Raw genomic sequence first — 13122 nt, forward strand, 5'->3', positions numbered from 1 at the left:
CGCGACGCGCGGCACGGAAGGCGCGAGTCGATAGGCGTGAAATGAATGGCGCGAGTGGAACGACAAGCGGCAGGTGGCGACCAACGGCCACGCGCCTACACGTCTCCCGCCAGCACCTGAGCGATGTGCAGCACCCGCGTGGTCGAGTCCCCGGTTCGCCGTAGACGGCCTTCGATGTTGAGCATGCAGCCCAGGTCGCCGAGCACCACTGTGCCGGCGCCGCTCGCACTGATATTCGCGCACTTCTCGTCGACGATCGCCGTCGAGATATCGCCGTACTTGACTGCGAAGGTGCCGCCGAAACCGCAGCAATGCTCGCAGTCCTTCATCTCCGTCACCGCAACGCCCACTTGTGCGAGCAACGCGCGCGGCTGGCTCTTCACGCCGAGTTCGCGCAACCCCGAGCAGGCGTCGTGGTACGTCACCTTGCCCGCGAACTCGCCCGGCTGCAATTGCACTTTGGCCACGTTGACGAGGAAATCGGTCAGCTCGAACACCCTCGCGCGCACCCGCCCGTAGCGGTTCATCAGCTCGGGGTCGTCGGCGAACAGGTCGCCGTAGTGCACGCGGATCATGCCGCCGCACGACCCCGACGGCACCACGACGTAATCGAACTGTTCGAACTCGCGCAGGGTTTTCTCGGCCAGATCGCGCGCCATGCGCCGCTCTCCCGAGTTGTACGCGGGCTGCCCGCAACAGGTCTGCGCCGGTGGCACCACCACCTCGAAACCAGCGCCCTCGATCAGTTTGATGACCGAAAAGCCAATCTCGGGACGCATCAGATCGACCAGGCAGGTGACGAACAATCCGACTCGCATGAGCCCTCCTTCGGGAAAACGTCCCTGATTATCCGCTGTTTGGCGCACAATACCAACGGCCGGAAGGCATAGGACGAACGCCTCGCCAATTCGAGCAGGCCTTCGAACCGCGTTCGCTTTTTTCACTATACGAGATACAATCAATTTCCGCTGTTTGACGCGTCAACCGATTCCTCCCATGAGCGATACGAACCCGGATCCCAAAACTTCGATCCAGGTGATCGAACGCATGATGCGCCTGCTCGATGCACTCGCGGCGCATAGCGACCCGGTCAGCCTGAAAGAACTCGCTATCCGCACGGAGTTGCACCCGTCCACCGCGCACCGCATCCTGAACGACATGGTGATGTGCCGGCTGGTCGACCGCTCGGACCCCGGCACCTACCGTCTCGGCATGCGCCTGCTCGAACTGGGCAATCTGGTAAAGGCGCGTCTATCGGTGCGCGACGCGGCGCTGACGCCAATGCGCGAGTTGCACCGGCAGACCGGGCAAACGGTGAACCTGTCGGTACGCCAGGGCGACGAAATCGTCTATATCGAACGCGCTTATTCCGAACGTTCCGGCATGCAGGTGGTGCGGGCCATCGGCGGGCGGGCGCCGCTGCATCTGACTTCGGTGGGCAAGCTATTCCTCGCCGCCGACGAATCCACTCGCGTGCGAGCCTACGCCACGCGCACCGGTCTGTCGGGCCACACGCAGAACAGCATCACTGACCTGAGCAAGCTGGAGCGCGAGTTGTCGCACGTGCGCCAGCAGGCCTGCGCGCGCGACAACGAGGAACTGGAACTGGGCGTGCGTTGCATCGCAGCCGGCATCTACGACGACACCGGCAAGCTGGTCGCTGGCCTGTCGCTATCGGCGCCGGCAGACCGCCTGCAGGACTCGTGGCTCGGGCAGCTCAGTCAAACCGCGCTAATGATTTCCACAGCGCTCGGCTATCGGCCACAAGCGCCGCACGATCATTCGCGCAGTCATCACGCCTGAGACGATCGCCACTCCTGCGCCGTTGCAATGAAAAAGCCTCGCGAAAATGCGAGGCTTTTTTCATTCACGCGCGGCCGTCCTGAAAACGGGCCGCCACAACGCACCACTTCAGGTGCCGGGACCGCCGGCATCCGCGCTGGTGATACGCGGCTGGTCGCCGCCGTTATCCAGCCACGTGCGCAGACGCGTGGCGTCCGCGAAACGCGAGTACTTGCCCGACGAATCCAGCAGCACCATGATCATCGGACGGCCATGAATGGTCGCCTGCATCACGAGGCACTCGCCCGCCTCGTTGATGAAACCGGTCTTCTGCAGACCAATGTCCCACGTCGGGTTGCGCACCAGCGCATTGGTGCTGTTATACGCCAGCGAACGCTTGCCGGTGTACACCTCGTAACTGCGATCGGTCGAGAATTTGCGGATCAGCGGGTATTGGTAAGCCGCGTTCACCATCTTCACGAGGTCACGCGCGCTCGACACGTTCTGGCTCGTCAAACCCGTGGGGTTTTCGAAGTGCGTGTCGGTCATGCCGAGTTGTTTGGCCTTCGCGTTCATCGCGGCGAGGAACGCCGGACGCCCCCCCGGGAAATACCGCGACAGCGCAGCGGCGGCCCGGTTTTCCGAGGCCATCAGCGCGATGTGCAGCATGTCCTCACGCGACAGTACCGAGCCCACCGATAGCCGCGAGCCGGTGTTCTTTTCGTAGTCGCGGTCTTCGTCGGTCACTTCGATCTGATCGGTCATCGACTCTTTCGAATCGAGCACCACCATCGACGTCATGAGCTTGGTGATCGACGCGATTGGCACGACGGCGCGCGAGTTCTTGTCGAACAGCGGTTCGCCGGAGTTCTGGTCGATCACATAGGCGACGCTCGAACGCAACATCAGCGCGTCCGGCGTTTCGTGCAGGCCGAAAGCCTGGCCGACTGTCGGCTGGCGCGGCTCATACGCGACGCGGCGCACCACCGAGCGGTGACGGCCGTTCGACGTGAAACTCACGCGCTTGCGCTTGGCGCTGGCGCGCGGCGCATCGTCGTCCGCGGCGGCCGCGGTTTTCACCGCCGCGCCTTTCCCGGCCTTCGCCGACCTGCCCGACACCTTGGCAGTGGCGGCCGCGGCGGATGGCTTCTTCGCGGCCTTAGCGTGTTTGGAGGTTTTTGCAGTCGCAGCAGCCGTGGCGGCAAAGCTGTCGACAGGCGTGGCGAACGCCGCTGCGACGGCCAGGGAGACGGCCACCGACAGAGCGGTGCTGCGGGCCGCGCCGTGGATCACTTTTAGCGACGAAAACATGTCGGTTTTCATGGGTGTTCGGTAGGGAGCGGCGAGAGGTTTCCGCAAGTGTAGTAAAACAACGAAAAATTAGCAATTTGAAGCACTTATAAGCGCTCCTTAAACCGGCTTGTAAGCTCCGATCGCAAAGACACAAATAAGTGCCGCATGTCGATCGAAAAAAACGATCGCCAAGGTGCTGCGTCTCGCCCTGTCGGCATCCGCCCGAATCGAGGGAGCCGTGCAGCTTAACGGCAATTTCGAGACAACCTTGACGAGGGGAAATACGGGTGGAGCATCGGCAGGTGTAGTGCCGCCGATACGGCAGGACGTCGTCGGGCCTTCCCGATCATCTTGTAAGCGCCTGCTGGAGACCGCCAACGCGCATTCGACCGGTACGAAACATTAACGTTCCGTGACAGTCTGCGGTTTACACCGAACCTTCGATTTCACGACCTTTCGTGAGATGCGGATGTTACCGTTCCCCGCTCAATCCCGCTGCAGCGGGAGAAAAAACTCACAGAACTAGTATCGAATGCCGATTTATGCCGCACCAGCACGGTGCAGCAGGCAAATCGACCGGCGTCACGCGAATGACATGCTTACTGCATAACGTATTGTTTTGTCAGCATTTTCTTAAAATTGTGCGCCGCACAAAAACCGCTTGACATTCATTGTGGTCATCCTAAAATGGGAACCATTGCTGCGATGCACAATACATCGCGGTCCGGGGAGACCATCTTCCGTCTCGCCACCCACCCAATGCGGTCCGCACAGACAGACCGCAATCCAGGAGCGTAAACCATGACTCTGCTGACCCCTGAGCAATTCGCCGCAGCCCAGAAAGCCAACTTCGAAACGCTGTTCGGCCTGACGACCAAAGCATTCGAAGGCGTCGAAAAGCTGGTTGAGCTGAACTTGCAAGTCGTCAAGTCGACGCTCGCGGAAAGCCAGGAAAATGCCCAACGCGCGCTGTCGGTCAAGGACGCGCAGGAATTGCTGGCGCTGCAGGCGAGCCTCGCACAGCCGGTGGCTGAAAAGGCGCTGTCGTATGGCCGCCACGTGTATGAAATCGTTTCGGCAACGCAAGGTGAATTCACCCGCGTCGCGGAAGCCCAGTTCGAAGAACAAAACCGCAAGGTGCAGTCGCTCGTCGAAAATGTTGCGAAGAACGCACCGGCCGGTTCGGAAACCGCCGTCGCCGTGATGAAGTCGGCAATCACCGCCGCCAACACCACGTACGAAACGGTTCACAAGGCGACCAAGCAAGCTGTCGAAATCGCCGAAAGCAACTTCAACGCAGCCGCTACGGCCGCGTCGAAGGCAGCCTCGCAAGCCGCTGCGCAAGCATCGCGCTCGGCCAAGAAGGCAGTCTAAGCTTCAGGCATCGCTTTCGGGCAGTACCTCACGCCGGCACCGCGCAAGCAGTGCCGGCGTTATCGTAAGCAACAGCGTCGCGCCGTTGCCGCTCACACGGTTTGATTGGCCGAACGCTCCGATACGTGAATAGCGTATCGTTTGCCCGGCTAAAAGCCGGGATTTTTTTGGCCGTCGCCCCCTATGAGGCGACGAGCATGCGTAAGCCACCGCCGTCTGTGTCGTGGCGGCACGACAAGCGCCCGGCCCTGTTGCCCTCTGAAAAGAAACGGCGCGTTCCTGACGGGACGCGCCGTTTCTTTTTGCCTTCGAACCCGCCCGCGAGCGCACGAGCCGCGCGGCTTTACTTCTTTTTCTGCGGCGGCAAATCGGTGCAGACGCCTTCATACAGTTCGGCGGCCATCCCGATCGATTCGCCCAGCGTCGGGTGCGGATGAATCGTCTTGCCGATGTCGGTCGCATCCGCGCCCATTTCGACTGCGAGACAGACTTCGCTGATCAGGTCGCCCGCATTCAGACCGACGATCCCGCCGCCGATCACGCGATGCGTTTCCTCGTCGAACAGCAGTTTCGTGAAGCCTTCGTCGCGGCCGTTGGCGATCGCGCGGCCCGAAGCGGCCCACGGGAATACCGCCTTGCCGTACTTGATGCCCGCAGCCTTTAACTGGTCTTCAGTCTTGCCGGCCCACGCCACTTCCGGATCGGTGTAGGCCACCGACGGAATCTGCAGCGCGTCGAAGTACGCCTTCTCGCCATGCGCGGCTTCGGCGGCGACGTGGCCTTCGTGCACCGCCTTGTGTGCGAGCATCGGTTGACCGACGATATCGCCGATCGCGAAGATATGCGGCACATTGGTGCGCATCTGCTTGTCGACGTCGATGAAACCGCGATCAGTGACCGCGACGCCCGCCTTGTCCGCGCCGATCCGCTTGCCGTTCGGCGTACGGCCGACGGCAACCAGAACGAGGTCATAGCGCTGCGCTTCGGCCGGTGCCTTCTCACCTTCGAACGACACGTAGATGCCGTCGTCCTTCGCTTCGGCTGCGGTGGTCCTGGTCTTCAGCATGACGTTCGCGAAACGCTTGCTGTTGAACTTCTCCCACACTTTGACCAGATCGCGGTCCGCGCCGGCCATCAGGCCGTCGAGCATTTCGACCACGTCGATCTTCGCGCCGAGCGTCGCATACACCGTCGCCATTTCGAGGCCGATGATGCCGCCGCCAATCACCAGCATGCGCTGCGGGATCTGCCGCAATTCGAGCGCGCCGGTCGAGTCGACCACGCGCGGGTCTTCCGGAATGAACGGCAGCTTCACCGCTTCCGAGCCCGCGGCAATGATCGCCTGCTTGAACTTGACGACCTTCTTGCCGCCTTCGGTCTGCACTTCCATGTGGTTCGGATCGACGAACGCGCCGGTGCCCGTCACCACTTCGACCTTGCGTGCCTTGGCCATGCCAGCGAGGCCGCCGGTCAGCTTCCTGACGACGCCCGACTTGAAGTCGCGCAGCTTGTCGAGATCGATCTGCGGCTTGCCGAACGTGATGCCGTGCGAGCCGAGCGCTTCGGCTTCGTCGATCACGAGCGCCGTATGCAGTAGCGCTTTCGACGGAATACAGCCGACATTCAGACACACGCCGCCGAGCGTCGAATAGCGCTCGACCAGCACCGTCTTCATACCGAGGTCGGCCGAGCGGAACGCGGCCGAATAGCCGCCGGGGCCCGAGCCGAGCACGAGCATGTCGCACTCGATATCCGCGCTGCCCGCGAAACTGCCGGCTTGCGGAGCGGGCGTGGGCGCCGCCGACTTCGGCGCGGGCGCTGCTGCCGCCTGCGCCGGAGCCTTTTCAGGCTCCCTGGCCGCAGCCTTCGGTGCGTCCTTGGCGGGCGCCGCGTCCGCCGACGTTTCGACGAGCGCGATCACGATGCCTTGCGAGACCTTGTCGCCGGCTTTCACGCGGACTTCCTTGACGGTACCGGCGGTATCGCTCGGCACTTCGATGGAGGCCTTATCGGACTCGAGCGTCATCAGCGCCTGTTCGTTCTCGATGACGTCGCCCGCTTTGATATTGACTTCGATGACATCGACGTCCTTGAAGTCACCGATATCCGGCACTTTTACTTCGACGAGACTCATGTTGTCCCCTTCTCTTATTGATCGTGATGAGCGAAGAACCTGCAACGATGTGCCCCAGGGCTGGCAGCGCGGCGGACAGAATCATCCTTTGCTTTCCGCCCAAGGACGCGCCCTTCTTTTGCCTACTTCTCTTTGGAAGACGCCCCGAAGGAAATGCCCTTGGGGTACAAAAAAAGTAGGCGCCGCCCGCACAGGGGCAACACTAATAGACCACCGGGAAAGCAGGTTCTCCAGAAGTGCGCGGATCACAGACAAAACAACCCGCGCCCCGCGCAATCACCACATCAAAGAATCACACGCCGGAAATCGGCAAGAAGCGCCCCAAGATACGCATTGAAGCGCGCAGCTTCAGCCCCGTCGATAACCCGATGGTCATACGACAGCGACAGCGGCAACATCAGCTTCGGCACGAACTGCTTGCCGTCCCACACCGGCTTCATCGCTCCACGCGACAGACCGAGAATGGCGACTTCAGGCGCGTTGATGATAGGCGTGAAATGCGTGCCGCCGATCCCGCCGAGCGATGAAATCGAGAAGCAGCCGCCTTGCATCTGATCCGGCTTGAGCTTGCCGTCGCGTGCGGCCTTCGACAGATCCGTCATTTCCTTGGCGATCTCGACGAGACCCTTCTTGTCGGCGTCGCGAATCACCGGCACCACCAGGCCATTCGGCGTATCGGCCGCAAAACCCACGTGGTAGTACTGCTTGAACACGAGGTTGTCGCCATCGAGGCTCGCATTGAACGTCGGGAATTTCTTCAAGGCCGATACCACGGCCTTGATCACGAACGCCAGCATCGTAATTTTCACGCCGGCCTTTTCGTTTTCCTTGTTCAATTGCACGCGCAGCGCTTCGAGTTCGGTGATGTCCGCTTCGTCGTTGTTCGTGACGTGCGGAATCATGACCCAGTTGCGATGCAGGTTCGCGCCCGAAATCTTCTTGATGCGCGACAGCGGCTTCGGATCGATCGGACCGAACTTCGTGAAGTCGACCTTCGGCCACGGCAGCAAATTCAGCTCGCCGCCACCTGCGGCCGCCGGCGCCGCGCCTGCGGGCGCTGCGCGCTGGCCAGTCATCACGCCCTTGATGAAGGCGGTCACGTCGGCTTGCGTAATGCGGCCTTTCGGACCCGTGCCCTTCACCTGCGTGACGTCGACACCGAGTTCGCGTGCGAACTTGCGCACCGACGGCGACGCGTGGCTCGCGTGGCGCGTGCCGCCCTCGCCCGCCGGAATCGACGGTGCTTGCGCAAGCGCCGACGGCGCGGCCGGCGCGGGCGACGGCGTCGCCGGCTCATCGGACGGCTTTTCGGCGGGCGCCGGCTTCGCGGCCGGTGCGGGAGCCGGCGCAGCAGCGCCACCTTCGGCTTCCACCACGACGATCACCGAGCCTTCCGAGACCGTATCGCCGACCTTGACCTTCACTTCCTTGACGACCCCGGCGGCCGAGCTCGGCACGTCCATGGTTGCCTTGTCGGATTCGAGCGTCACCAGCGACTGCTCTTTCTCGACGCGGTCGCCGACCTTCACCGCGACTTCGATCACGGGAATGTCTTTGTAGTCGCCGATATCCGGCACCTTGACTTCCTGCAGGCCGCCGCCCGAAACGGGTGCGGGCGCAGCAGCCGGCGCGGGCGCCGGTGCGGCAGCAGGCGCGGGCGCCGGTGCAGCAGCCGCGGCCGGAGCCGCAGCCGCCGCGCCGCCTTCAGCGCTTTCCAGCACGACGATCAGCGAACCTTCCGACACGTTGTCGCCGACCTTGACCTTCACTTCCTTGACGACGCCGGCCGCCGAACTCGGCACGTCCATGGTCGCCTTGTCGGATTCCAGCGTAACGAGCGATTGCTCTTTCTCGACGGTATCACCCGCCTTCACCAGCACCTCGATCACAGGAATGTCCTTGTAATCGCCGATGTCCGGCACCTTGACTTCGATCGCTTGACTCATTGTTAGTGTCTCCTGGGCCGCGCACGCAGCCTGCCTCTGTCGATCAGAAGCAGGCGCGCACGCCGTGGCACACGGGGAATGATGCCTTAGACGGTCATCGGGTTGGGTTTGGCGGGATCAAGGTTGTACTTCTTGAGCGCCTCGGCGACCACCTTGCGTTCGATCGTGCCTTCGTCTGCCAGCGCATTCAGCGCGGCAACCGTGACCCAGTAGCGGTCGACTTCGAAGAAGTGGCGCAGCTTTTCGCGGGTGTCCGAACGGCCATAGCCATCCGTGCCCAGCACGACGAACTTCTGCGGCACGAACGCGCGGATCTGCTCGGTCAGCGCGCGCACGTAGTCGGTCGATGCGATGACCGGACCTTGCGCGTCCTTCAGCAGCTTCTCGACGTGCGAGAGTTTCTTCTCTTCGGTCGGGTGCAACAGGTTCCAGCGCTGGACTTCGTGACCTTCACGCGCCAGTTCGGTGAAGCTCGGCACGCTCCACAGGTCGGCGGCGACGCCCCAGTCGTTCTTCAGCAGGTCGGCGGCGGCGATCACTTCGTTGAAGATCGTGCCCGCGCCCATCAACTGCACGCGCGGCGCCTTCTTGTCCGCTTCGGCCTTGCGGAACGCGTACATGCCCTTGATGATGTCGGTTGCTACAGCGTCGCCCTGCGGAATCGCCGGGTGCTCGTAGTTCTCGTTCATCACCGTGATGTAGTAATACACGTCTTCCTGGTCAGCCACCATGCGGCGCAGACCGTCCTGCATGATGACCGCGAGTTCGTAACCGAACGTCGGGTCGTAGCTGATGCAGTTCGGCACCGAAGCGGCCCACAACAGCGAGTGCCCGTCTTCGTGTTGCAGACCTTCGCCGTTCAGCGTCGTGCGGCCGGCGGTGCCGCCCAGCAGGAAGCCGCGCGAGCGCATGTCGCCCGCCGCCCATGCGAGGTCGCCGATACGCTGGAAACCGAACATCGAGTAGAAGATGTAGAACGGGATCATGATCTCGCCGTGCGTCGAGTACGACGTCGCGGCCGCGATCCAGTCCGACATGCCGCCGGCTTCGTTGATGCCTTCCTGCAGGATCTGACCGCTTTCCGATTCGCGGTAGAACATCAGCTGGTCGGAATCTTCCGGCACGTACTTCTGGCCGTCCTGATTCCAGATGCCGATCTGACGGAACAGGCCTTCCATACCGAAGGTACGCGACTCGTCCGGCACGATCGGCACGATGCGCTTGCCGAGTGCCTTGTCCTTCAGCAGGATGTTCAGGATCCGCACGAACGCCATCGTCGTGGAGATCTCGCGGCCTTCGCCCGTGCCCTTCAAGAGCGGTTCGAACGCCGACAGTTCCGGCACCGGCAGCGAGTCCGCCTTCTGACGACGCGCCGGCAGATAGCCGCCGAGGTCCTGGCGGCGGGCGCGCATGTACTCGAGTTCCTTCGAACCTTCTTCGAACTTGAGGTACGGCACGTTGACGAGGTCTTCGTCGGCGATCGGCAGACGGAACTGGTCGCGGAATTTCTTCAACTGCTCCACCTGCATCTTCTTCTGCTGGTGGGTGATGTTCATCGCCTGGCCGGCTTCGCCCATGCCGTAGCCCTTGATCGTCTTCGCGAGGATGACGGTCGGCTGGCCCTTCGAATTCGACGCTTCCTGGAACGCTGCGTAAATCTTGTGCGGATCGTGGCCGCCGCGATTCAGATTCCAGATGTCTTCGTCGGACCATTCGGCGACCAGCGCCTTGAGTTCCGGCGTGTTGAAGAAGTGCTCGCGCACATAGGCACCCGACTCCGACTTGTACGTCTGGTATTCGCCGTCGACGACTTCCATCATCCGGCGCATCAGCGCGCCCGACTTGTCGCGCTGGAACAGCGCATCCCAGCGGCTGCCCCAGATCACCTTGATCACGTTCCAGCCGGCGCCGCGGAATTCGCTTTCGAGTTCCTGGATGATCTTGCCGTTACCGCGCACCGGGCCGTCGAGGCGCTGCAGGTTGCAGTTGATCACGAACACGAGGTTGTCGAGGCGTTCGCGGCCGGCCATGCCGATCGCGCCGAGCGATTCCGGCTCGTCCGTTTCGCCGTCGCCGAGGAAGGCCCAGACCTTGCGGCCTTCGGTCTTCGTGATGCCGCGCGCCTGCATGTACTTCATGAAGCGCGCCTGGTAGATCGCCATGATCGGGCCGAGGCCCATCGACACGGTGGGGAACTGCCAGAAGTCCGGCATCAGCCACGGATGCGGGTACGACGAGATGCCCTCGCCGCCCACTTCCTGGCGGAAGTTGTCGAGCTGGTTTTCGCTCAGGCGGCCAAGCAGGAACGCACGCGAGTAGACGCCCGGCGACGAGTGGCCCTGCACAAACACGAGATCGCCGCCATGCTCGGCCGACGGCGCGTGCCAGAAGTGGTTGTAGCCGACGTCATACAGCGTGGCCGCCGAAGCGAACGATGCGATGTGGCCGCCGACGTTGGTTTCCTTGCCCGCGCGCAGCACCATCGCGATGGCGTTCCAGCGCGTGTACGAGCGGATGCGGTGTTCGAGGTCCTGGTCGCCGGGGATCTTCGCCTGACGAGCGACGGGAATCGTATTGATGTAGGGGGTGTTAGCCGAGAACGGTAGATGTTCGCCGTGCACGCGGGCGAACTCGATCTGTTTCTCGATCAGATAGTGGGCGCGGTCGGGGCCCACAGCAGAAATCACGCCATCCAGCGCTTCAAGCCATTCGCCGGTTTCCTGGGGATCGTCGTCTTTTTCAGCGGCGACATATTTCATGACTTCGTCGGGTACAGCGGACATGCTCGTCTCCTGGATATAGAGGAACGCTCTTTGGACAGACGACGCGGACGAAGCACGACCGCGGCAGCTCCGGCCGATTGTAATAAGGGTCCCGACGTCCACGCAACAAAATTTTCAAATGACGAGATCACTTCTCATAATGCGGAAAATTGCTGCGACGCAACCTGGTTTGACTGCCGATCGACGGATACGTCGGCTAGTTTGCGCCGATTAACGGCACTTTCCGTGCTTTTTTGCGCCTTTTGTCGGTCACGCGCTGCGCTACAATGCCACGCATGTTGACCGAACGGCTTTTCGCTCGCTCGGCGCGCACCGCCGGTTCCCCGGGCGATTCGACGCCGTCCTCCCGCTGGCACCATGGACCATGGTGGTCGAATTCCTATTTGCTGACGCCGCTCCTGTCGATCCTGGTTTTCCTGGTCGTCATGAGCCTGATCCTGTGGAGCCTCAACCGGCGCGAACAGCAGCAGCAGGAAGACACTCTCTACCGTAACGTCGCGTGGGCGCAGCAGCAGATCCGCCTGTCCATGACCGGCGCGCAGGAACAGATTCAGGCGCTCGCGCGCGATCTGGCCACCGGCCACGCCGATCCGCATTCGTTCCAGGCGTCCACTACGGACATCATGCAGGGGCATCCCGAGATCCTGTACATGAACTGGTACACCAGCGCGCAACAGCCGCGCTGGCCCAATACCGCATTGCCCGTGTTCGGCCAGCGGCTCGCGAGACCCAACGACGCGCAGATGGACGAAGCGGTCAAGGCCGCCTTCACCGAAGCGCGCGACACCCGTCGCCAGGTCTATTCGCCGCTGATCTACGACGACCTCGGCAACGGCTACATCACGCTGCAAACGCCGGTGTTCCGCGACCGTGAGTTCCTCGGGGCGATCGCGGCGGTGTTCTCGGTCGAAGGGATACTCAAGCGCGACATCCCGCCCGAGCTGTCAGCCAAATACAAGATCTCGATCATCGACGTGAACAACCGCGAGTTGACCACCACGTCGACCCGCCCGCGCCTGCCGCGCGACATGTTCTACGACCTGCCGCTCGATCCGCCGGGTCAGGGCATCTCGGTGCGCGTCTACGCGTTCCCGCAGATGACCAACTTCACCAACAACACGCTGGTTTGGCTGGTGGCGGGCCTCTCGTGCTTCGTGCTGTGGAGCCTGTGGAGTCTGTGGAAGCACACGCGCCAGCGCTTCGAAGCACAACAGGCGCTGTACGCGGAAGCGTTCTTTCGCCGCGCGATGGAAAACTCGGTGCTGATCGGCATGCGCGTGCTCGACATGCACGGCCGCATCACCCACGTCAATCCCGCGTTCTGCCGGATGACCGGATGGGACGAAAGCGATCTGGTCGGCAAGAACGCGCCGTTCGCCTACTGGCCGCGCGACGCCTATCCGGAAATGCAGCGCCAGCTCGACATGACGCTGCGCGGCAAGGCGCCGTCCTCGGGCTTCGAATTACGGGTGCGCAGGAAGGACGGCTCGTCGTTCCACGCGCGTCTTTACGTGTCGCCGCTGATCGACAGCTCGGGCCGTCAGACCGGCTGGATGTCGTCGATGACCGACATCACCGAACCGAAGCGCGCGCGCGAGGAACTCGCCGCCGCCCACGAACGCTTCACCACCGTGCTCGAAAGCCTCGACGCCGCGGTGTCCGTGCTGGCCGCCGACGAAGCCGAACTCCTGTTCGCCAACCGCTACTACCGGCACCTGTTCGGCATCCGCCCGGACGGTCATCTGGAATTGGCGGGCGGCGGGTTCGATAGCGCACAGGCGTCGTCGGATTCGATCGATATGGTGGATAC

The 13122-nt window shown here is 62.5% G+C and carries 7 protein-coding genes and 1 pseudogene; 3 read left to right on the forward strand and 5 right to left on the reverse strand.

The window, feature by feature from the left end:
- Positions 1 to 95: 95 nt before the first annotated feature.
- Positions 96 to 818, reverse strand: a complete 723-nt coding sequence (locus CIC12_RS17985) for a (Fe-S)-binding protein (RefSeq protein ID WP_168665521.1) — start codon at positions 816 to 818, stop codon at positions 96 to 98.
- Positions 819 to 996: 178 nt separating this feature from the next.
- Here CIC12_RS17985 and CIC12_RS17990 point away from each other — a divergent pair, with 178 nt between their 5' ends.
- Positions 997 to 1803 (forward strand): IclR family transcriptional regulator, encoded by an 807-nt coding sequence (locus CIC12_RS17990; RefSeq protein WP_168665523.1) that lies wholly within the window; start codon positions 997 to 999, stop codon positions 1801 to 1803.
- 108 nt (positions 1804 to 1911) lie between these two features.
- On the opposite strand, the gene pbpG is transcribed toward CIC12_RS17990, so the two are convergent.
- Positions 1912 to 3105, reverse strand: coding sequence for a D-alanyl-D-alanine endopeptidase (gene pbpG / locus CIC12_RS17995; protein WP_168665525.1), 1194 nt, complete (start codon positions 3103 to 3105; stop codon positions 1912 to 1914).
- Between the two features lie 771 nt (positions 3106 to 3876).
- On the opposite strand from pbpG, the gene CIC12_RS18000 reads away from it, so the two are divergent.
- The gene (locus CIC12_RS18000) at positions 3877 to 4449 is read left to right on the forward strand and encodes a phasin family protein (RefSeq protein ID WP_095418901.1); all 573 of its coding nucleotides are present in this window, start codon (positions 3877 to 3879) and stop codon (positions 4447 to 4449) included.
- A gap of 343 nt (positions 4450 to 4792) precedes the next feature.
- Here the strand turns inward: CIC12_RS18000 and lpdA are convergent, their stop codons facing one another.
- From lpdA to aceE, 3 genes are all read right to left on the reverse strand, one after another.
- Complete coding sequence (gene lpdA, locus CIC12_RS18005) at positions 4793 to 6583, reverse strand: dihydrolipoyl dehydrogenase (RefSeq protein ID WP_168665527.1); 1791 nt, start codon at positions 6581 to 6583, stop codon at positions 4793 to 4795.
- 284 nt (positions 6584 to 6867) lie between these two features.
- Positions 6868 to 8529 (reverse strand): dihydrolipoyllysine-residue acetyltransferase, encoded by a 1662-nt coding sequence (gene aceF, locus CIC12_RS18010; RefSeq protein ID WP_168665529.1) that lies wholly within the window; start codon positions 8527 to 8529, stop codon positions 6868 to 6870.
- A gap of 86 nt (positions 8530 to 8615) precedes the next feature.
- Positions 8616 to 11312: a pyruvate dehydrogenase (acetyl-transferring), homodimeric type gene (aceE, locus tag CIC12_RS18015; protein WP_168665531.1), complete on the reverse strand. Its 2697-nt coding sequence runs from the start codon at positions 11310 to 11312 to the stop codon at positions 8616 to 8618.
- 275 nt (positions 11313 to 11587) lie between these two features.
- On the opposite strand from aceE, the pseudogene fixL reads away from it, so the two are divergent.
- Positions 11588 to 13122: pseudogene (gene fixL / locus CIC12_RS18020) on the forward strand (oxygen sensor histidine kinase FixL); the annotation flags it as partial.

Origin of the sequence: Paraburkholderia sp. SG-MS1, assembly GCF_012275575.1 — a bacterium.
Lineage (GTDB): Bacteria > Pseudomonadota > Gammaproteobacteria > Burkholderiales > Burkholderiaceae > Paraburkholderia.